The following is a 22,223-nucleotide window of genomic DNA, read 5'->3' on the forward strand; positions in this document are numbered from 1 at the left end:
AAAAATAGTGGCTGAATTAGAGCAGAGCCCCATTTAAAAAGAAAGGGGCCTTATGGCCCCTCGCGTCATCAGTGTGCCGCCGGTACCAGGGTTGGCACGGCGCCACCCTGCGTCAGCCAGCCGGCCTGGTAGAACCATTCGGTGGCAGGGGCGAGCAGTTGTTCCACCGCAAAGAAACCCACCAGCCCCAGCACCAGGGTGTAGGGCAGAGCCATCCACACCATGCGGCCATAGGAGAGGCGCAGCAGCGGCGCCAGCGCCGAGGTGAGCATGAACAGGAAGGCCGCCTGGCCATTGGGGGTGGCCACCGACGGCAGATTGGTCCCCGTGTTGATGGCCACCGCCAGCAGATCGAAATGTTCGCGGCTGATGGCGCCATTGAGCAGGGCGGTCTTCACCTCGTTGATGTAGACGGTGCCGACGAAGACGTTGTCGCTCACCATGGAAAGCAAGCCGTTGGCCAGATAGAAGAGGGCGAGCTGATCCTCGGGTTTGGCAGCCAGCACCCACTGGATCACCGGCTTGAACAGCTGTTGATCGATGATCACCGCCACCACGCTGAAGAAAACGGTGAGCAGGGCGGTGAAGGGCAGCGCCTCATGGAAGGCCTTGCCGAGAGAATGCTCTTCGGTGACGCCGGTGAAGGACGTCGCGAGCACAATGACAGTCAGGCCGATCAGGCCCACCGCCGCCAGATGCAGAGCCAGACCAGTGATCAGCCAGATGGCGATAGCCGCCTGGACCAGCAGCTTGGCCTTCTCTTGCGGGCTGCGCTCGGCATCTTCATCGCGCTCATAGGCTTCCATGATATGGCGCACGGGCTCTGGCAACTTGGTGCCATAACCGAACCAGCGGAATTTCTCCACCAGGATGCAGGTGAGCAGACCGCAGAAGAAGACGGGGATGGTGACTGGGGCCATGCGAATGGCAAATTCACCGAAATGCCAGCCCGCCTGCTCACCGATGATGAGGTTCTGGGGCTCGCCGACCAGGGTGCAGACGCCCCCCAGGGCGGTGCCGATGGCGGCGTGCATCATCAGGCTGCGCAAAAAGGCACGAAACTCGTTCAGGTGCTGGCGAGACAGCTCATCGATCCCTTCGTCATCCTGATGCAGATTTCCGGACTCATCGCTCGAGGCCACCTTGTGGTAGATGGCGTAGAAACCGGTGGCGACGCTGATCACCACGGCGATCACGGTCAGGGCGTCGAGGAAGGCGGACAAGAAGGCCGAGACCAGGCAGAAGGCGAGGGAGAGCAACGTCTTGGAATGGATGCGGACCAGCATCTTGGTGAAAACGTAGAGCAGCAGCTGTTTCATGAAATAGATGCCAGCCACCATGAACACCAGCAACAACAGCACTTCGATGTTGGCAACCAGCTCATGCTTGATCTGGTTCGCCGAGGTCATGCCGATGAGCACGGCCTCTATGGCCAGCAGGCCACCGGGTTGCAGCGGGTAACACTTGAGCGCCATGGCCAGGGTGAAGATGAACTCGACGACCAGCAACCAGCCAGCCAGGAAGGGATCCACATGGAAGACGATCGGATTGATCAGCAGGAATATGACGATGGCAATCTTGTACCACCGTGGAGCATTGCCCAAAAAATTCTTTGCAAAAGCGCGCCCTAGGCTGATTGGCATAATGATGGTTCTCTGTTTTGTTGTTGGTATCTGCGTCTATGCAGTCGAGCCCGACTCGACCCGAACATCCGGATATTCACCTTTATCAAATTGATTGCACATGATTTTAATCAAGGGAGCGCTAACTATAAATAACGCCACGATGCTTGCCCAGTGGCGAGGCGCCGATATCACCATCATTTGGTCTTGGTTGGCTCCAGTCATGTTATCGCATACATATTTTTAACAAAAAGATCCGGTTAATGTGAGCAGAGGACTGACCTTCTGCTTGCCAGCATGACCGGCTTTGCTATTATTCGTGAGCCTTTTTACGTACTACAACAGAGTCACTACATGGTCATAAAAGCGCAAAGCCCTGCCGGGTTTGCCGAGGAATACATCATCGAGTCCATCTGGAACAATCGCTTTCCTCCAGGATCCATTCTACCGGCGGAACGCGAACTGTCCGAGCTGATTGGCGTGACTCGCACTACCTTGCGCGAAGTGCTGCAGCGCCTTGCCCGCGATGGCTGGCTCACCATCCAGCATGGCAAACCGACCAAGGTCAACAACTTCTGGGAAACCTCGGGCCTCAACATCCTGGAGACCCTGGCACGGCTCGATCAGGACAAGGTGCCGGATCTGGTGGCCCAACTGCTGTCGGCTCGCACCAACATCTGCACCATCTTCATCCGTGGCGCCATTCGCAACAACCCGGAGCAAGCCGCCGAGATCCTGCGCGGGGCCGATGAGGTCGACAATTCGGCTGAAGCCTATGCCGAGTTCGATTACCGCCTGCATCACCAGCTCTCGTTTGCTTCCGGTAATCCTATCTATGCCTTGATCCTCAACGGGTTCAAGGGGTTGTACAGCAGGGTCGGACGCTATTACTTCTCCGACAAGCAGGCGCGCGAGACAGCGGATGCCTACTACAAGACGCTGCTGGGCTTGGCCGAGACCAAGAATCACGAGGCCGTGTTCATGACGGTGCGTCAGTACGGTATCGAATCGGGCAAGTTGTGGACTCGTCTGCGCCAGGACATGCCGAGCAACCTGTGCGATAACTGATGAAGATCACCAGAAAAAACGCGCCGAATGGCGCGTTTTTTTATGCTTTTTGTCTGCCTATCAGGTCAGACTTTTGCGATCCGGGCAGCGCCCTATGATGTCTGCGGTGAGCTCGCCGTTATCCTGCTCCAGCACCACATCGAATCCCCACAGCTGGTGCAGATGCTTGAGCACCTCGTGCCGCGACTCGCCAAGGGGGATACGGTTGTGGGGGACATAACGCAGGGTGAGTGAGCGATCTCCCTTCACCGCCACGTTGTAGACCTGAATGTTGGGCTCCAGATTGCTCAGGTTGTATTGGGCAGACAGGGTGTTGCGTACCAGACGGTAACCCTCCTCGTTGTGGATGGCGGAGACCTTGAGGTAGTTCTTCAGATCGTCGTCATCAATGGCAAACAGCTTCATGTCACGCATCACCTTGGGACTGAGGAATTGGCTGATAAAGCTCTCGTCCTTGAAGTTCTGCATGGCGAAGTGCAGGGTGTCGACCCAGTTGGTGCCGGCGTAATCGGGGAACCAGTATCTGTCCTCCTCGGTCGGGTGTTCGCAGATGCGGCGCAGGTCGGTGAACATGGCAAAGCCGAGGGCATAGGGGTTGATCCCCGAGTAGTAGCGGCTGTTATAGGGGGGTTGGTACACCACGTTGGTGTGGCTGTGCAGCACCTCTATCATGAAGCGATCGCTGATCTTCCCTTCGTCATACAGGTGATTGAGGATGGTGTAGTGCCAGAAGGTGGCCCACCCCTCGTTCATCACCTGAGTCTGTTTCTGCGGGTAGAAGTACTGACTGATCTTGCGCACGATGCGCACCACTTCTCGCTGCCAGGGCTCCAGCAGAGGGGCGTTCTTCTCGATGAAGTAGAGGATGTTTTCCTGAGGTTCGGCTGGATAGCGTCTGTCCTCGATACCGGTTGCCTTGTGCTGCTTGGGCAGGGTGCGCCACAGTTCGTTAACCTGGGTTTGCAGGTAATCTTCCCGTGCCTTCTGGCGACGTTTCTCCTCTGCCAGGGAGATCTTCTGGGGCCGCTTGTAGCGATCCACCCCGAAGTTCATCAGGGCATGGCAGGAGTCAAGCAGGCGCTCGACGGCATCGATACCGTGTTTTTCCTCGCATTCGGTGATGTAGTTCTTGGCAAACAGCAGGTAGTCGATGATGGAGGAGGCATCGGTCCAGGCCTTGAACAGGTAGTTGTTCTTGAAAAAAGAGTTGTGGCCGTAGCAGGCGTGGGCCATCACCAGGGCCTGCATCGGCATGGTGTTCTCTTCCATCAGGTAGGCGATGCAGGGATCGGAGTTGATGACAATTTCATAAGCCAACCCCATCTGGCCGCGCTTGTAGTTGCGCTCGGTGTGGATGAAGCGTTTGCCGAATGACCAGTGCTGGTAGCCGATGGGCATACCGACGCTGGAGTAGGCATCCATCATCTGCTCGGCGGTGATCACCTCGATCTGGTTGGGATAGGTATCCAGCCGATAAAACTTGGCAACCCGGGCAATCTCCTGGTGATAGGTCTCCAGCAGATCGAAGTTCCAGTCAGGCCCATCGTCCAGCGGCGCTATTTTTCTCGCGGTTTCTACCATATGTGATCCCTCAAGCCGCTTGCTTCTTGAACAACTCCCGGAACACCGGATAGATGTCCTCAACCTTGCGAATATGTTCCATCGCGAAGTGGGGGTATTGGTCGGCCACCGACTCATACTCGTGCCACAGAGTCTGGTGAGCGCGGGTGGTGATCTCGATGTAGGAGTAGTAGCGCACCCGCGGCATGATGTCGCGCATCAGGATCTCCCGGCATTGCGGTGAGTCATCCGCCCAGTTGTCACCATCTGATGCCTGCGCCGCATAGATATTCCACTGGTTGGCCGGATAACGCTCGTTGATGATGTCGTTCATCATCTTGAGCGCGCTGGAGACGATGGTGCCGCCGGTCTCCTGGGAGTAGAAGAACTCGTGTTCATCCACCTCCTTGGCCTGGGTGTGGTGGCGAATGTAGACTACCTCGACGTTCTTGTAGGTCCGGCTCAGGAACAGATAGAGCAGGATATAGAAGCGCTTGGCCATCTCCTTGGTGGCCTGATCCATGGAGCCGGAGACATCCATCAGGCAGAACATCACCGCCTGACTGGAGGGCACGGGCCGTTTGACGAAGTTGTTGAACTTGAGATCGAAGGTGTCGATGAAGGGCACTGCCTCGATCCGCCGTTTCAGCTCCCTGATCTCTTTTTCGAGCTGTGCCATCTCGGCAAAATGTTCGTTGGGATCGACAGCCAGCAGGGCCAGCCGCTCCTCCAGCTCGTGCATCTGGCGCTTCTTGCCCGCCTGCAGCGCCATGCGCCGCGCCAGCGAGTTTTGCAGCGAGCGCACCACATTGATGTTGGCGGGCACCCCGTTGGAGGTGTAGCCAGCTCGGTAGGTCTTCATCTCCATCAGCTGGTTGAGCTGGGTCTTCTGCAACCGTGGCAGCTCCAGATCCTCAAACAGCAGATCAAGATACTCATCCTTGGAGATCTGGAACACGAAGTCGTCAGCGCCCTCTCCCTGATCCGAGGCCTGGCCTTCGCCTCCACCCTGACCGCTGCCCCCTCCCTTGGGGCGGTCAATCTTGTCACCGGAGACGAACTGATCGTTGCCCGGGTGCACCATCTCCCGTTTGCCGCCTTGGCCTTGATGGAAATGGGGTTCACCGATGTCCTTGGTCGGGATGCTGATGCTCTCGCCCTTGTCCACGTCCTGAATGCTGCGCTTGGAGACAGCATCCGAGACCGCTTGTTTGATCTGCTTCTTGTAGCGGCGGATGAAGCGCTGCCGATTGACAGCGCTTTTGTTTTTGCCGTTGAGCCTGCGGTCGATAAAATGCGCCATAACTCCCCCTTGAACACGGCAGGGTCAGGATGACTTGCGTACCCTGAGATACCATTCGGAGAGCAGACGCACCTGTTTGCGGGTGTAGCCTTTCTCCATCATCCGTTCGACAAAGTTATCGTGCTTCTTCTGCTCCTCGGCCGAGGTTTTGCTGTTGAAGGAGATAACCGGCAGCAGCTCTTCCGTGTTGGAGAACATCTTCTTCTCGATCACGGTGCGCAGCTTCTCGTAACTGGTCCAGTTGGGGTTACGGCCTGCATTGTTGGCCCGTGCACGCAGCACGAAGTTGACGATCTCGTTGCGAAAATCCTTCGGGTTGCTGATCCCGGCGGGTTTCTCAATTTTCTCCAGCTCACTGTTGAGCGACGACCGATCAAAGAGCTGGCCGGTCTCGGGATCACGGTACTCCTGATCCTGGATCCAGAAGTCGGCGTAGGTGACGTAGCGATCGAAGATGTTCTGCCCGTACTCTGAATACGACTCGAGATAGGCGGTCTGGATCTCCTTGCCGATGAACTCCACGTAGCGCGGGGTCAGATAGCCCTTGATGAACTCAAGGTAGCGATCGTGCAGCTCCTGCGGGAACTGCTCGCGCTCGATCTGCTGCTCCAGCACATAGAAGAGGTGGACAGGGTTGGCCGCCACTTCCGCATGGTCGAAGTTGAAGACACGGGAGAGGATCTTGAACGCAAAGCGGGTGGAGAGGCCGTTCATGCCCTCGTCGACACCGGCGTAGTCGCGGTACTCCTGATAGCTCTTCGCCTTGGGATCCGTATCCTTGAGGCTCTCGCCGTCATAGACCCGCATCTTGGAGTAGAGGCTGGAGTTTTCCGGCTCCTTGAGCCGTGACAATACCGAGAACTGGCCCAGCAGCTCCAGGGTGCCCGGGGCGCACTTGGCCTCGGTCAGCTCGCTGTTGAACAGCAGTTTCTCGTAGATCTTCACCTCTTCCGAGACTCGCAGGCAGTAGGGCACCTTGACGATGTATACCCGGTCGAGGAAGGCCTCGTTGTTCTTGTTGTTGCGGAACTGCTGCCACTCGGATTCGTTGGAGTGGGCAAGCAGGATGCCGTCGAAGGGGAGGGCGGAGAGCCCCTCGGTGCCGTTGTAGTTTCCTTCCTGGGTCGCGGTCAGCAAGGGGTGCAGTACCTTGATGGGGGCCTTGAACATCTCTACGAATTCCATCATCCCCTGGTTCGCCTTGCACAGCGCGCCTGAGTAAGAGTAGGCATCGGCATCATCCTGGGCATAGTGCTCCAGCATGCGGATGTCGACCTTGCCCACCAGGGAGGAGATGTCCTGGTTGTTGTCATCGCCAGGTTCTGTCTTGGCGATGGCAATCTGATCCAGGATGGAAGGGTTGACCTTCTCCACTTTGAATTTGGTGATGTCGCCGCCAAACTCATGCAGCCGCTTGGCCGCCCAAGGGGACATGATGGGCCTCAGGTAGCGGCGTGGGATACCGTACTCTTTTTCCAGGATCTCGCCGTCCTCCTCGATGTCGAACAGGCAGAAGGGGTGGTCGTTGACCGGCGATCCTTTGATGCGATAGATGGGCACTTTTTGCATCAGGGACTTGAGTTTCTCGGCCAGCGAAGATTTGCCGCCGCCAACGGGGCCGAGCAGATAGAGGATCTGCTTCTTTTCTTCCAGTCCCTGTGCGGAGTGTTTGAGGTAGGAGACGATCTGCTCGATGGCCTCTTCCATGCCATAGAAGTCTTTGAAAGCGGGATAGCGTGCGACGACGCGGTTGGAAAAGAGGCGGCTGAGGCGCGGATTGACGGAGGTGTCGATCATTTCCGGTTCGCCGATGGCAACCAGCAGTCGTTCGGCTGCGGAGGCGTAGCAGGATTTGTCCTGTTTGCACATATCCAGAAACTCCTGGATGCTGTACTCCTCCTCTCTGGCCTTCTCATACCGCTGTTGATAGTGCTCGAAGATGCCCATAACTTAGCCCTCGTTATAGTCGCTTACCCTGAAAAAGAGTGGATCACTACTTTTGTTCTGTTTACCTCTTAAGCCTAGTCAACAGCCCCCAGTAATCCATCGCATCATTGGTTTAAGTTTGTACGGGAGCTTCCCGATCCTCATGCGGGAAGAGGCAGCCAATGACATCTCTATGTTACTGACTGTTAAATTATTTTTGCCACGACAGTGATGCAAATGTCAAAGACATAAAAAATAAATGTTTGTGTGGCAGGTGCAGAAAATGATGGCTCCCGGGTTTGTGGAATCGAAGTGCAGGCGGGGCAAGGGTGGCAGGGGAGATGGGATGAATTTTCATTACGCTTACGTTAACGTAATGCTTGTTGTTTGGTGTTTAAGCTCTAATTTTTACATTGACGCTACATTCTGGCTGCTCTAGATTGGCCCTGTGTCGAGCAGTCATCGCTTTAGCAAGAGAGTGGGTGATTGTGCAGATACTAAGCTCTGTTTAAGCACGTTTCCGTTGGCTTGACCCTCGCATCCGCGAGGGTCTTATTTTTTCAGCGTCCGGCAAGCGGGTGATCAAGCGTCGGCAGGATAGATCGCCGACACCGCCGCCAGCACCTCGGCGAAGGGATGGGCCGCCAGCTGGCCAAAACCGGCCAGGTTTCTCGCCTTGATCCGGGTGGTCAGTGGGGTGGCGATACCGCACAGGAAGCGGGTCAGGATCCTGGGATGGCGCTGGTGACACAGGGCAATCAGAGGATCGCACCAGGCGCGCAAGCCGTGCTCGTTGGGCAAGCCCGGAGATGGCAGCGGCGGTAGCACGGCTATCTCCCCCCGGCAGACGGAGCAGTGACCACAGCGCTCGGGCGCCTCTTGATCGGCAAAATAGCGGGCCAGCTCATGGCTCAGGCAACGGGTCGAGGTAAAGAACCCCAGCAGGGCCTGCAGGCGTGCCAGCTCGCTCTGCTCTTTCTTTTCAAACAGTCCATGCAGCTCTTCGGCCAGTGCCGCCGGGTCGATATGCTGGTGCACGACTCGATACACCTCCGTCATCTGTTTGCTCTCCAGCTCGATCCAGCCCTGCTGCTGCAGATAGTCCAGCGCCGCCGCGGCGCGCTGTCGTTCCCCCTGATAACCCTGCCACAGTGCATCGAAGTCCATGGTGCACCAACTGCGCGCCTGGGGCGCACAGGCAAACAGCTGCTCCAGGAACTGACGGCGATCGGGATTGAAGCGGGCCAGGATCTCCCTTTTTTCCAGTACGAACTTGAAACGGTACTCGGCAAAGTAGCTGTAGGCCGGGGCAATGATCCCCGCCATCTCCAGATAGACCAGCAGGGTCTTGAGGGGCAGTTGGCGAATGTTGGTCTCGTTGGAGAGGCGCAGCAGGCTGAATTCCCACTCGGCACCGCTCTGTTGCAGGATCTGGAGCAAGCTCAGGATGGCCTCCCTGTCAGGGGTGTCCCCATAGACGAAGTTTTCCAGCACAGGCAACTGGGCGCGGCTCGCCAGCACCATGCAGCGGGAGGGGAGTCCGTCACGTCCGGCACGGCCTATCTCCTGGCTGTAGTTCTCGATGGATTTGGGCAGATCGTAGTGAATGACCCGGCGGATATCGGCCTTGTCGATGCCCATGCCAAAGGCGATGGTGGCGACGATGCAGTCGAGTCGGCCGGCCATGAAGTCGTGCTGGATCTGGCTGCGCAGGGCGGGATCCAGCCCCGCATGATAGGCACAGGCGCGGATGCCGATGGCCTGCAGCTGATCGGCGCACTGCTGCGCACTCTGTTGCAGGGTGACGTAGACGATGGTGGGGGCTGCGGGATCGCGGCGCAATTCGTCACGCAGCCAACCATCGCGGGCATTGCCGGCCAGCGGAATGACGGCGAGATCCAGATTGGGGCGATAGAAACCCGTCACCACCAGATCCTCGGCCTCGATGGCGAATTTGGCCTGCATGTCTGCCATGACCACCGGGGTGGCGGTGGCGGTGAGCAGCAGTACCTGGGGAATGGCGAGATCGCGGCGATGGTCCGGCAGCTTCAGGTAGTCGGGCCGAAAGTTGTGGCCCCATTCCGAGATGCAGTGCGCCTCGTCCACCACCAGCAGAGAGAGCGGCACCTGGGCGATGAAGCGGCGAAAACGCTCGTTCTTGAGGCGCTCCACCGAGATCATCAGGATCTTGAGCTGGCCGTCACTGGCCTGCTGCATCACCCGCCGACTCTCCTCGGGGGTCTGGCTGGAGTCCAGGGTGGCGGCGGCGATCCCCTTGCGTTGCAAGAAGGCGAGCTGATCGTGCATCAACGCGAGCAGGGGGGATATGACCAGGGTCAGATGGGGCAGTGCCAGCGCGGGCAACTGGTAGCAGAGGGACTTGCCTGCGCCGGTCGGGAAGATGGCCGCCGCACTCTTGCCGGCCAGCAGGCGGCTGATCACCGCTTCCTGGCCGGGTCGCAGCTGATCGAAGCCGAAGTGTCGGGTCAATAAAGAGGTGATCATGGCAACAGGCTCCAGTGCAAAGTGAGCGGCATGATACCACTCTCGCCCCCACATCGGCCGATGATAGGACTGGTTTGGTGACAATTTGACCGCGGTTGATATTGTGTTATCACATTGTTGTAGATTTTTTGTGAGGTAACCCTGATATTTTTCAGTGATTATGTGGAAAAAAACGGTGGCAGATGGGATATTCCTTGTCCGCAGCCCCACGCGTACTGGACAAACCCAGAAGAAGGTTTGCCAACGGCACCACCGTCCACAGGCCGGTGTCAATGCGCGCGGCAGGTTGCCAACAGGACTAATGATTCACGCACCATGAGTGCACAGGGACTATTTGATGACACAACAACACCCCCTCATAAAACTGGTCAACAGCACCAGTCTGGTTAGCCAGATCCTGGTCGGTCTGGTATTCGGTATCCTCCTTGCTATGTTCATGCCCGAATGGGCCAAGGCGGCGGGTCTGCTTGGCAGCCTGTTCGTCGGTGCCCTGAAGGCGGTCGCTCCGCTGCTGGTCTTCGTGCTGGTGATGTCGGCAATCATTGGTCACAAGCAGGGCCAGAAGACCAACATGAAGCCGATCTTGCTGCTCTATGTGCTGGGGACCTTCCTGGCCGCCGTGGTGGCCGTGATGGCGAGCTTCCTGTTCCCCTCCAACCTGCACTTGGTTGCCAGCACTGCCGAGATCACCCCGCCGGGCGGCATCACCGAGGTACTGCAGACCCTGCTGTTCAACGTGGTGACCAACCCGGTGAAGGCGCTGCTGGATGCCAACTACATCGGTATCCTGGCCTGGGCTATCGGCCTTGGCATCGCTATGCGTCACGCCAATGAGAGTACCAAGGCGCTGATTTCCGATGTGTCCCACGGGGTCTCTGCCATCGTCAAGGCGGTGATCCGCTGTGCCCCGCTCGGCATCCTGGGTCTGGTTGCCTCCACCCTGGCGGAAACCGGCTTCGATGCCCTGTTTGGCTATGCCCAACTGCTGGTGGTGCTGATCGGCTGCATGCTGTTCATCGCCTTCGTGGTCAACCCGCTCATCGTGTTCTGGAAGATCAAGCGCAATCCCTATCCGCTGGTGCTGACCTGCCTGAAAGAGAGTGGCGTGACCGCCTTCTTCACCCGCAGCTCTGCCGCCAACATCCCGGTCAACATGGCGCTGGCCGAGAAACTGCGTCTGCCGGAAGACACCTATGCGGTCTCCATCCCGCTGGGCGCCACCATCAACATGGCCGGCGCCGCCATCACCATCACCGTGCTCTCCATGGCGGCGGTGCACACTTTGGGGATGGAAGTGGATATGGCCACCGCCATTCTGCTCTCCGTGGTCGCCACCGTCAGTGCCTGTGGCGCCTCCGGCGTGGCTGGTGGCTCCCTGCTGCTGATCCCGTTGGCGTGCAGCCTGTTTGGCATCAGCAACGACATTGCCATGCAGGTCGTTGCCGTGGGCTTCATCATTGGGGTGCTGCAGGACTCCGCCGAAACGGCCCTCAACAGCTCCACCGACGTGCTGTTCACCGCGGCCGCCTGCATGGCCGAGGATGAGAGCCTGCTGGAAGCGGCCCCGCTGCCCAGCCGCGAAGCCTGATCCTCTTAGCTTTTCCCTAAATGCTGGCGCCCTCTTCGGAGGGCGCTTTTTATTGCCTGCGATTTCAGGCCAGCAACACTGGCTCCTTCCTGCTTCCCATCTGCCCGTTGCCGCCGTGGTGTCTCTCGTTCATGGGAGTATCGGCGCCTGCCTGCTAGGGCGGTCGCGCTATCCCTCTGGAAAGGAAGGGCAGCAGGGGCGGCGGGGTCCCTAGGCTCAGGCGCTGATGGGCAGCCAGCCGCCGTGCCGCTATCGCGGCAAGGCCTCAAGGCTCGTCAGCGGGCATATGGGCGCCGATCTGGAGCATCAGAGATTCTGCTCGCCACCGTTGCATCTGAGAGCGGGGCTGGCGAGCGACGGTATCCCGCGTATCGGATGCAAACCCAGACCCCTGCGGGGAGGCCCGAGGTGCCCGATGTAGGCGCGGTATAGCGCCCATCCTCTTGCACGGGAACCCGGCAAAGGGCTGGGGAAGGTCAGAAGGGAACATGGGTGGGGGCTCACTCGGCAGCATGGGGCAGCCAGGCTGCCATCCCTTTTGCCCACGGGCGGGATGTGAGGAAAGGGGCAGATTGCACGGGCGGCAACGCAGCAGGTGGCCGGTTGGGAAAGGTGGCTGATAGGGAAGATGGCCTTATCCAGGCCCTTGCCGAACCCGGTGCCCCGCAATGAAAACAGCCCGGCAAGCTGAGCCTGCCGGGCTGTGGGTCTCTGGCAGGGTCAACCGGCGATCCGGTTGACCCTGGCTATCGCAGGCGGGTTAGCCGACCAGTTGATAGAGGATGGCAGAGATGGCGATGAGGCCCATGGTTGCCACGAACACGTTGCTGATCTGGCCCTGGTATTTCGCCATGGCCGGGACGCGCTTGATGGCGTACATCGGCATCAGGAACAGGATGGTGGCGATGATGGGACCACCCAGGGATTCGATCATGCCGAGGATGGAGGGGTTGATCACGGCCACGCCCCACAGGGTCAGGATGAAGAAGGCAATGATGAACAGTTCGATCTTCTTGTGGTTCGGTTCCTTGCCGGAGGAGCGCATCTGCTGCATTACCATGCCCTTCAGACCTTCACGGGCACCCAGATAGTGGCCGAAGAAGGAGGAGACGATGGCCACGAAGGCAACCAGCGGACCGAAGTAGGAAATGATGGGGCTCGCATGCTGGTTGGCCAGGTAGGAGAGCACGGCAATGTTCTGGGACTTGGCTTCTGCCAGTTGGGCCGGTGTCAGGCTCATCACGCAGGAGAAGACGAAGAACATCACGAAGCCGAGCAGGATGAGCGCGGTGCGCTTCAAGATGGCATCGGACTTGGCGACGGCGTTGTCACCGTGATCACGGCGCTGGGCCAGGGCGAAGCTGGAGATGGCCGGGCTGTGGTTGAAGGAGAACACCAGCACCGGGATGGTCAGCCACAGGGTGGTGGCGAAATCCTTGGCAGAAGGCACCTGGGCCAGGGCGGCACCGGTCCAGTCCGGGATGAGGTAGAGGGAGATGCCCGCCAGAATGGCGATGAGCGGGTACACCAGGAACTCGGTGACCTTCAGCATCAGCTTCTCACCGGCCAGCATGACCGACATCATGGCCATGATCAGCACGATGGAGAGGATCCAGCGCGGCGGCGCCGTCATCTGCAGCTGGTTGACCAGGAAGCTCTCGACGGTATTGGTGATGCCCACGCCGTAGATCAGCACTATGGGGTAGATGGCAAAGAAGTAGAGCAGGGTGATTAATTTGCCAGCGCCTACGCCGAAATGCTCTTCCACCACTTCGGTGATGTCCGCATTTGGCTTCTTGGAGGAAAGCACGAAGCGCGCCAAGCCGCGGTGGGCCAGGTAGGTCATGGGGCCGACCAGCAGCGCCATCACCACCAGTGGCCAGAAGCCACCCATGCCAGCGTTGATGGGCAGGAACAGGATGCCGGCGCCGACGGCGGTGCCGAACAGGCTGATAACCCAGGTGGTGTCTTGTTTGCTCCAACCGCGTGATTGGACCGAGCTGATTCCTTGCTCCTGTGCGGCTGCAACGTCCTGTGCGCCAGTGACAGTATTGGACATGTGTCTCACCCCGAATGTGTGGTTTTAATTAGTCGGCGCAAGAATACTTTTTTTTTAATCAAAAATGTTGATCAGATTCACCTTTATGAGGCCGAAACCCGCACTTTCTTATGGAAATGTGATCAAAAGAATAAAAAATCAAAATTTATTTATCATATGCAGTGTTAGTTGAATGTTAATTGGATAATTTCTCACCTTGAAAGGTTATCAATATGTTGTCCTGACAGGTGCTGGGCCAGCTGGCGGATCATGCTGGCGGTGGCCCCCCAGATGAAGGAGTGTTGCCAGGGGATCCAATAGATGGTGTGGCGCTTGCCCGCCCTTGGGAGGGTCAGGGCGATGTGGTGGGCCGGATCCAGCACATGGCTGAGGGGCACTTCGAAGGCCTGCGCCACCTCATCGGGGCTGAGAGCAAGCCGATAGTCGGGGTCTATCATGGCCAGCACAGGCAGGACGTCATACAGGGAGATGGTGTTGAGCGGGGTGAGGCTGCCGATGACCCGGATCTGGGAGGCGGGGATCCCGAGCTCTTCATGGGTCTCTCGCAGGGCGGTGTGGATCAGGCTCTTATCTTCCGGATCCTGGCGTCCGCCGGGGAAGCTTATCTGCCCCGGGTGGTGGCGCAGGGTGGTGCTGCGGCGGGTCAGCAACAGGTGCAGCCCCTGGGGGCGCTCCACCAGGGGGATCAGCACAGCCGCCGGCTTGAGCCCCGCCAGCATCAGACGGTGGGCGGGGGCGGGGCGCTGCAACAGGAAGCGGGTCAGCAGCTCGGCGCGGTTCATCTCGATATCCATCTCGGTCCTGGTCTCCTTGGGGCGGGCGAGGGCAGTCACAGGCTCATTGGCGCAAGGCATCCAGCAGCGGCAGGATGCGGGCCACCTTGTCGTAGGTCTCCTGATATTCGGCGTCCGGGTCTGAGTCGGCGATGATGCCCCCTCCTGCCCAGCAATGGAGCCGGCCGGCTTCGGCTATCAGGGTGCGAATGCAGATGCTGGTGTCCATCCGGCCGTGCTGGCTCAGATAGCCGATGCTGCCGCAATAGGCGTTTCGGCGCACCGGCTCCAGCTCCTCGATGATCTCCATCGCCCGGATCTTGGGGGCCCCCGTGATGGAGCCGCCAGGGAAACAGGCCCGCAGCAGATCCACCCCCTGCCAGCGCGCATCCAGCTCCCCGTGAATGGTGGAGACCAGGTGATGCACGGCGGGGAAGGACTCCACCGCAAACAGGCTCGGCACGCTGACGGAGCCCGGGCGGCTGACCCGGCCTATGTCGTTGCGCAGCAGATCCACGATCATCAGGTTCTCCGATCTGTCCTTGTCGGCACTGGCGAGCGACTCGGCCACCTGTTTGTCGATAGCGGGATCCGGATGGCGAGGTCGGGTGCCCTTGATGGGCTTGGTCTCGATGTGGCGGCCATCGAGCAGCAGGAAGCGCTCGGGGGAGAGGCTCAAAATGGCGCTACGGGGCAGCCGGACAAAGGCGGAGAAGGGGGCCTTGTTGGCGGCACTGAGGGCGAGATAGGCGGACCACTCGTCCCCTCCATAGGGGGCGCTGAAGCGCTGGGTCAGGTTGATTTGATAGCAATCCCCTGCCGCCAGATAGGCCTGGATGCGGGCGAACTTTTCGCCGTATTCGGCCCGGCTCATGTTGCTCTGCCACTCGCCCTGCAAGGCGAAGGGGGCGCAGGGCTGAGGGGCTTGTGCAGCCAGCCACTGCAGGCGTCTGGCGAGCCCGGCCTCATCTCCCCAGTGCACCAGCTGCCAGCGACCGGTTGCGACATTCCGCAGCAGTGCCCAGTCGTAGATCCCCACCGCCATGTCGGGTACCTGGATATCCGCACTGGCCTGGGCGGGCAGACGCTCGAATCGCCGGCCCAGATCGTAGCCAAAGAGCCCCAGGGCGCCCCCGATGAAGGGCAGGTCATGCTCATCTTGCACCAGCTCGCCCAGCAGGGCTCGTTGGGTCTCGGCGAGCAGGGCGAGGGGATCGTCGTCATGATGGCTCTGGTGACCAGCCTGGGTGAGGCAGGTGCTGGCACCCCGGGTCTCCAGGGTGGCGAGCGGATCGGCGCTGATGATGTCAACGCGATTGTCGGCGCCCGTTGGGCCTGCCGATTCCAGCAGGATGGCCCAGGCCTGGTGTTGCAAGCGGGCAAACAGGGCGTGAAGCGATGCTTGCGGGTCGAAATGGTGGATATGCAGTCTTGGTTTCATTTTTTGTTACACAGGCAACAGTTTGCACCCAGCTCCCTAGCCGGTTCGGGTGCTCAAGCGTATCATGGCCGCCGGCATTTTTAAGAAAAACACCGTTATAAAAACACGCCGTAGTCGCCGGCTCTGTGCGCATTCGCCGCCTGCCGAAGGCCCGGCTCATATGGAAGCCCTTGCTCGCGCAAGCGACGACAAGGACCAGTGAGGATGATATGAGCATCATTAGAAAACAGGACTTTATCGATTCCATTGCTGACGCCCTGCAGTACATCTCTTTCTACCACCCCCTCGATTTTGTCCAAGCCGCCAAGGCTGCCTATGACCGCGAGATCAACCCGGCCGCCAAGGATGCCCTGGCCCAGATCCTGATCAACTCCCGCATGTCCGCCGAAGGGCATCGCCCCCTGTGCCAGGACACCGGCATCGTCACCTGCTTCGTCAAGATCGGCATGCAGGTGCAGTGGGACAGTGACATGACGGTGCAGGAGATGGTGGACGAGGGTACCCGCCGCGCCTACACCAATCCGGACAACCCGCTGCGCGCCTCCGTGCTCGCCGATCCGGCCGGCAGTCGCAAGAACACCAAGGACAACGCCCCTGCCGTGGTGCACATCGACATGATTCCGGGGGACAAGGTGGAAGTGAGCATTGCGGCCAAAGGTGGCGGCTCCGAGAACAAGTCCAAGATGGTGATGCTCAACCCCTCCGACGACGTGGTCGAATGGGTGCTCAAAACCGTGCCGACCATGGGCGCAGGCTGGTGCCCGCCTGGCATGCTGGGGATCGGCATCGGCGGTACCGCCGAGAAGGCGGCCGTGCTCGCCAAGGAAGCCCTGATGGAGCACATCGACATTCAGGAGCTGATCGCCCGGGGTCCAGAGACCACAGAAGAGAAGCTGAGGGTCGAGCTCTATGACAAGGTCAACCGGCTGGGGATTGGTGCCCAGGGGCTGGGGGGCCTCACCACAGTGCTGGACGTGAAGGTCAAGTCCGCCCCGACTCATGCCGCCTCCAAGCCGGTGGTGATGATCCCCAACTGCGCCGCCACCCGTCACGTTCACTTCGAGCTCGATGGCTCTGGCCCCGCCGAGTTGACTCCGCCCAAGCTGAGCGACTGGCCGGAAATCACCCGTGAAGCGGGCGGCAACGTGCGCCGGGTCAATGTCGACGGCATCACCAAGGCCGAACTCGCCAGCTGGAAGAGCGGCGATACAGTGCTGCTCTCCGGCAAGATCCTCACCGGCCGTGACGCCGCCCACAAGCGCATTGCCGACATGCTGAAAAATGGTGAAGGCTTGCCGGAAGGGGTGGACTTCACCAACCGTTTCATCTACTACGTCGGCCCGGTCGATGCGGTACGTGACGAAGTGGTCGGCCCGGCCGGCCCCACCACCTCCACCCGGATGGACAAGTTCACCGACATGATGCTGGGTGAAACCGGCCTCATCGGCATGATAGGCAAGTCCGAGCGCGGTCCGAAAACCGTCGAGAGCATCAAGCAGCATAAGGCGGTCTACCTGATGGCCGTCGGTGGCGCCGCCTATCTGGTGGCCAAGGCCATCAAGAAGGCGCGCGTCGTGGCCTTCGCCGATCTGGGCATGGAAGCCATCTATGAGTTCGAGGTGGAAGACATGCCGGTAACAGTGGCGGTCGACTCTCAGGGCAACAACATCCATGAAACCGGCCCGGCCTACTGGTCTGCCAAAATCGCCGAGCTGGATACCAAGCTCGCCTGATCCGGTGCAAGCCCTCGCGGGGCGCCGGGCAGATGGCAGCTCATCACAGCCCATATGACAGAAGGCGACCTCAGGGTCGCCTTTCTCGTCTTCGTTGATGCCGTGTCAGACTGACGCGCGGGGCGGGGAGCCCTGCCAGCCCGGGTCGGCACGATATGACTCAATGGTTCAGGTAGACGTCCTGCCCACCGTAACAGAGGGGGGCCCCCTGGGCAGGGGTGGGCTCGAAGAAGCGAGTCAGGACACCGGCACGCTGCCCCAGGGTGCTGAGGCGGCTGCGATCCAGGGCAACCCGTTCGGGCAACCAGGTCAAGACGGCGGCACAATGACCGTTGGCCAGGCTCTGCTCCAGCAGACGTTGCCAGTTCTTGATCTTGGGGCCGTGAACCACCAGTACCCGAGCGGGGTTGATCCCCTGCGCTTGTAGTTGCTTGGCCACGGGCAGCCCTGGCGGAGCTATGAGCAAAATCCAGCCGCTGTCGCTTTGGCTCAATCTTCCCAGCGCATCCAGCAACGGGGCTTCATGGAGATCCATGGCCAGTCGATGCTCATGCTCCGCCTTGTTCTGATGGCGGGTGGGCCAGGTGGTGATCACACCGGCAGAGGAGGAGAGTAGGCGGTGACTCAGGGGCTGGCTCATATGTGTGTCCTGTATGAATAACCATGCTGTATGTGTATACAGTAGTTCTATCTCATGCCAGTGACAAGGCGTTTGTGATTAAAAATGTGAGCCGACTAACAGGGATTTTTATTAACTTATTGAATTTAAATGCTATTTATATCGATGACGGGGCGGGTGTTTTTTAACCTGTAGACAAAGCGCGGGCCGGCGCTCATGGTTATACAGTATGTATGGCAAGAGGAGGGACCAAGATGGATGTGAGCACCTTGCAACGGCTGGACGCCAATATTCTGCTCGGGATCATCAACGAGAAGCTGCGGCTGGAGTGCGATGGTCTGGAAGAGTTGCTGGCTTACTACGACATGACAGAGGATCAGCTGGCCACCCGTCTGCAGCAGATTGGTTATCACTACGACCCCATGAGTAACCAGTTCAAGGCCCATGGTTAATTCAGCTCGGGAAGCTGCCCCAATTGGGGCAGCTTCCTTTTATTGCCGCGCTGAGACACCAAACATTGAAAGCGATTTCATCGCCGGCCTAGTTGGCGCTTATTTTCACGTATTTTCAGCCGCTGGCAATCATTGAAAACCTATTCATGAATCCATCTTTTTTAATTTCACTCAATGTTTTGATTTTTAAGGTTATTTTTATTTTGTTCAGGCGAGATATAGGAAAGGGTTTTCATGGTGAAACTGTCATTTTTATGCGTTAAAGTGTGACTCACGTTAACTTTTAAACCCCCGGCTTTAGCTAGTATGCCCACGCCGGAACATATTCTGAGATAACAACAGCGCCGGTCCCTCAAGGGGATAACATTTTTTATTTGTAACGAAGGAAAATGGTTTATGGCTACCAAGAAGAAGACAGACCAGGATCTCCAACTGGATAAAGATCAGCTCAAGGCGAGTATCGTGCGTCACCTGCGTTCTACCTTGGGTACAAGCGAACAGAAAGCCTCTCCCGAAGCATGGTGGAAAGCGACCGCTGCCGCCGTCAACGAACAGGTGTACGAGCGCCTTACCCGCACTCAGCAGACTCACTTCAAGAAAGATACTCGTGCGATTCACTATCTCTCTGCTGAATTCCTGATGGGGCGTTTGACCTCCAACAACCTGCACAACCTCTCCCTGTACAAGATCTGCGAAGAGGCCCTGGGTGAACTCGGTCTGGAATTGACCGATCTGTGCGAACAAGAGCCGGACATGGCCCTTGGCAACGGCGGCCTGGGTCGTCTGGCCGCCTGCTTCATCGACTCCCTGGCCACCCTGAATTACCCGGCGGTGGGCTATGGCATCCACTACGAGCACGGCCTGTTCCGTCAGGAGATCCAGGATGGCCGCCAGATCGAGCGCCCGGACTCCTGGCGTGAATATGGCAACCCCTGGGAGATCTGCCGCCCCGAGTCGGTGCAGGAGATCCCGCTCTACGGCTACGTGGAGACCGTGTTCGGTGACAAGGGCGGCCTGAAGAAGGTGTGGCACGCCGGCCGCAAGATCAAAGGGGTGCCTTGGGACATTCCTGTGGTCGGCTTTGGCGGTCACACCGTCAACATCCTGCGCCTGTGGGAATCCCGCGCCTCCGAGTTCTTCGACTGGGACGTGTTCAACGCCGGTGGTTACATCGACTCCCAGGCCGAGAAGGCCCAGGCCGAGACCATCTCCAAGGTGCTCTACCCGAATGACGAGACAGATGCAGGCAAAGAGCTGCGCCTGATCCAGCAGTACTTCTTCTGTGCCTGCTCCATCAAGGACATCATGCGCCGCTACAAGCGGGTCCATGGTTCGGACTTCCGCAACTTTGCCGCGCAAATTGCCATCCAGCTCAACGATACCCACCCGACCGTGGCCATCCCCGAGTTGATGCGGGTGCTGGTGGACGAGGAAGACTTGAACTGGGATACCGCCTGGGCCATCTGCTACCAGGTCTTCTCCTACACCAACCACACCCTGCTGCCGGAAGCACTGGAGAAGTGGTCCGTCAGCCTGTTCGAGAAGGTGCTGCCCCGTCATCTCGAGATCATCTACGAGATCAACGCCCGCTTCCTGAACGAGCTGGTGGAGCCCAAGTGGCCGGGTAACGACGCCATCAAGGCCAAGCTCTCCATCATCGAAGAAGGGGACGTGCGCAAGGTGCGCATGGGCAACCTGTGCGTCATCGGCTCCTGCAAGGTGAACGGCGTGGCCGAGATCCACTCCAAGCTGGTGAAAGAGGATCTCTTCCCCGAGTATGCCGAGTTGTGGCCCGAGAAGATGTGCAACGTCACCAACGGCGTGACACCCCGTCGCTGGCTGCTGGCCTGCAACCCCGAGCTCGCCGCTCTCTACAACGAGGTGGTGGGCAAGGAGTGGCCGCTGCAGCTGGACAAGCTGCGCAGCGTGACCAAGTTTGCCGACGACAAGGCGTTCCAGCAGCAGTTCATGACCATCAAGCGTCACAACAAGGAGAAGCTGGTCAAGGTCATCAAGGCGGAAACCGGCATCGATGTCTCGGCCGAGGCGATCTTCGACGTCCAGATCAAGCGTCTGCACGAGTACAAGCGTCAGCAGCTGAACCTCATCCACATCATGGCGCTCTACCGTCGTCTGCTGGCGAACCCCGACTATGACATGCACCCGCGGGTGTTCATCTTCGGCTCCAAGGCGGCGCCCGGTTACAAGCTGGCCAAGGACATCATCTACGCCATCAACAAGCTGGCTGAGCGGGTCAACAACGACGCCCGCATCCAGGGCAAGCTGAAAGTGGTGTTCATGCCGAACTACCGCGTGAGCCTGGCCGAGAAGCTGATCCCGGCGGCGGATGTCTCCGAGCAGATCTCCACCGCAGGTTATGAAGCCTCAGGTACCGGCAACATGAAGATGGCACTGAACGGCGCCATCACCATAGGCACCCTGGACGGCGCCAACATCGAGATCGCCGAAGAGGCGGGGGCCGAGAACTGCGCCATCTTCGGCCTGAACGTGGACGAGGTGAAGTCCCTGAAGGCGCGCGGTTACAACCCCTACGACTTCTACTACGCCAACTCCGAGCTCAAGGCGGTGCTGGACTGGTTCGACACCGACTACTTCACGCCGGGTCGTCCGGGCGAACTCGCCTCCATCAAGCGCTCCTTGCTGGAAGGAGGGGATCCCTACCTGACCCTGGCCGATTTCGCCTCCTACTCGGAAGCGCACAAGTTGATCGATACCTGGTATCGGGATCCGGCGCTGTGGGCGAAGAAGGCCATCATCAACTCGGCCACCATGGGCAAGTTCAACTCCGACCGCTCCATCCAGGACTACGTGGACCGGATCTGGAAATTGAAGAGCTGCAACGTCGGCTGAGCACACCCAATATAAAAAAACCCCGCATCGCGGGGTTTTTTTATGTCATCTGGTCGAGGAGGCCTCAACGCTTGTCGACGATCTCGGTGCCGGCTGGCACGCGCTTCCTGCCGGTGATCATGGCCCTGATGAGATCGCCCCGGGTCAGGCGATCGAGGACGATGACCGCCAACACATGGATGAAGATGGCTATCTGCAGCGCCTTGGCAAAGAACTCGTGGAGCTCTTCCATGAGGTCTTCATCAAACAGCTGCTCGTACCCCGTCATGATCCCGGTGACCGCTGTCCCCACCAGGCAGGTCAACATCATCAGTATCATCAAGGCGCCCAGCGGATTGTGGCCGGCATGATAGGGGTGTTTGCCCTGCCAGCTGGCCTGCAGGTAGCGGCCCAGGCGGGCCGGAGTCGGAAACCACTGGGCAAACCTGGCGTAGTCGGAGCCGACCAATCCCCACAGGATGCGCAGCACCAGCAATCCGGCCAAGGCGTACCCGACATAGCGGTGATTGCGTCTGCCTTCCTCCAGGATGAACAGGTTGAGCACGCACAGCAGGACGGTGGCCCAGTGAAACACCCTGATCAGGGGATCCCAGACCCTGATGGCCTTGCTGCTTCCCATCGCTTTCTCCATGATGTTTTCCTCTCGTTGTGATCCATCCCGGCTTTCCATGCGCCGATTGCCGGAGTGCCATTGTCCGCATCA

Annotated in this window: 15 protein-coding genes; 5 read left to right on the plus strand and 10 right to left on the minus strand. The window is 59.0% G+C overall.

The genetic code is table 11. The annotated features are described in order from the left end of the window. Positions 1-68: 68 nt before the first annotated feature. A complete protein-coding gene (gene nhaB / locus PG898_RS02730) occupies positions 69-1,643 on the minus strand; it encodes a Na(+)/H(+) antiporter NhaB (protein WP_270823494.1) in 1,575 nt (524 codons plus the stop codon). Between the two features lie 333 nt (positions 1,644-1,976). On the opposite strand from nhaB, the gene fadR reads away from it, so the two are divergent. Then, complete coding sequence (gene fadR, locus PG898_RS02735) at positions 1,977-2,690, plus strand: fatty acid metabolism transcriptional regulator FadR (protein WP_041205666.1); 714 nt, start codon at positions 1,977-1,979, stop codon at positions 2,688-2,690. A 60-nt stretch (positions 2,691-2,750) separates the two neighbouring features. Here fadR and PG898_RS02740 read toward each other — a convergent pair whose 3' ends face one another. The 4 genes from PG898_RS02740 to PG898_RS02755 all read right to left on the minus strand — a co-directional run bounded on the left by PG898_RS02740 (position 2,751) and on the right by PG898_RS02755 (position 9,984). Then, the gene (locus PG898_RS02740) at positions 2,751-4,271 is read right to left on the minus strand and encodes a SpoVR family protein (RefSeq protein ID WP_270823495.1); all 1,521 of its coding nucleotides are present in this window, start codon (positions 4,269-4,271) and stop codon (positions 2,751-2,753) included. 10 nt (positions 4,272-4,281) lie between these two features. Beyond that, positions 4,282-5,553 (minus strand): YeaH/YhbH family protein, encoded by a 1,272-nt coding sequence (locus tag PG898_RS02745; protein WP_043129845.1) that lies wholly within the window; start codon positions 5,551-5,553, stop codon positions 4,282-4,284. Positions 5,554-5,577: 24 nt separating this feature from the next. Continuing rightward, positions 5,578-7,500, minus strand: coding sequence for a PrkA family serine protein kinase (locus PG898_RS02750; protein ID WP_042649892.1), 1,923 nt, complete (start codon positions 7,498-7,500; stop codon positions 5,578-5,580). A 561-nt stretch (positions 7,501-8,061) separates the two neighbouring features. After that, complete coding sequence (locus tag PG898_RS02755; RefSeq protein WP_270823497.1) at positions 8,062-9,984, minus strand: RecQ family ATP-dependent DNA helicase; 1,923 nt, start codon at positions 9,982-9,984, stop codon at positions 8,062-8,064. 337 nt (positions 9,985-10,321) lie between these two features. On the opposite strand from PG898_RS02755, the gene sstT reads away from it, so the two are divergent. Then, positions 10,322-11,572, plus strand: a complete 1,251-nt coding sequence (gene sstT, locus PG898_RS02760) for a serine/threonine transporter SstT (RefSeq protein WP_041205671.1) — start codon at positions 10,322-10,324, stop codon at positions 11,570-11,572. A 760-nt stretch (positions 11,573-12,332) separates the two neighbouring features. On the opposite strand, the gene PG898_RS02765 is transcribed toward sstT, so the two are convergent. The 3 genes from PG898_RS02765 to pabB all read right to left on the minus strand — a co-directional run bounded on the left by PG898_RS02765 (position 12,333) and on the right by pabB (position 15,845). Next, positions 12,333-13,631 carry an HAAAP family serine/threonine permease gene (locus tag PG898_RS02765; RefSeq protein ID WP_042649889.1) on the minus strand — a complete coding sequence of 433 codons (1,299 nt, stop codon included), beginning with the start codon at positions 13,629-13,631 and terminating at the stop codon, positions 12,333-12,335. Positions 13,632-13,822: 191 nt separating this feature from the next. Beyond that, a complete protein-coding gene (locus PG898_RS02770; RefSeq protein ID WP_270823565.1) occupies positions 13,823-14,413 on the minus strand; it encodes a CoA pyrophosphatase in 591 nt (196 codons plus the stop codon). Between the two features lie 55 nt (positions 14,414-14,468). Further along, a complete protein-coding gene (gene pabB, locus PG898_RS02775) occupies positions 14,469-15,845 on the minus strand; it encodes an aminodeoxychorismate synthase component I (protein WP_270823499.1) in 1,377 nt (458 codons plus the stop codon). 209 nt (positions 15,846-16,054) lie between these two features. Between pabB and PG898_RS02780 the strand changes: the two genes are divergently transcribed. Then, positions 16,055-17,578, plus strand: a complete 1,524-nt coding sequence (locus PG898_RS02780) for a fumarate hydratase (protein ID WP_270823500.1) — start codon at positions 16,055-16,057, stop codon at positions 17,576-17,578. Positions 17,579-17,738: 160 nt separating this feature from the next. Here PG898_RS02780 and PG898_RS02785 read toward each other — a convergent pair whose 3' ends face one another. Further along, a complete protein-coding gene (locus PG898_RS02785) occupies positions 17,739-18,218 on the minus strand; it encodes a cell division inhibitor (protein WP_270823501.1) in 480 nt (159 codons plus the stop codon). A 233-nt stretch (positions 18,219-18,451) separates the two neighbouring features. Here PG898_RS02785 and PG898_RS02790 point away from each other — a divergent pair, with 233 nt between their 5' ends. Continuing rightward, entirely contained in the window at positions 18,452-18,649 is a 198-nt protein-coding gene (locus PG898_RS02790) for a DUF4250 domain-containing protein (protein ID WP_005323525.1), read from the plus strand. A 396-nt stretch (positions 18,650-19,045) separates the two neighbouring features. Next, positions 19,046-21,520: a glycogen/starch/alpha-glucan phosphorylase gene (locus PG898_RS02795; protein WP_171276242.1), complete on the plus strand. Its 2,475-nt coding sequence runs from the start codon at positions 19,046-19,048 to the stop codon at positions 21,518-21,520. A 64-nt stretch (positions 21,521-21,584) separates the two neighbouring features. On the opposite strand, the gene PG898_RS02800 is transcribed toward PG898_RS02795, so the two are convergent. Continuing rightward, complete coding sequence (locus PG898_RS02800) at positions 21,585-22,139, minus strand: cytochrome b/b6 domain-containing protein (protein ID WP_005323528.1); 555 nt, start codon at positions 22,137-22,139, stop codon at positions 21,585-21,587. Positions 22,140-22,223: the final 84 nt, after the last annotated feature.

The sequence above is a fragment of the Aeromonas sp. QDB31 genome (assembly GCF_027707605.1).
GTDB classification, from domain to species: Bacteria; Pseudomonadota; Gammaproteobacteria; order Enterobacterales; family Aeromonadaceae; genus Aeromonas; species Aeromonas media.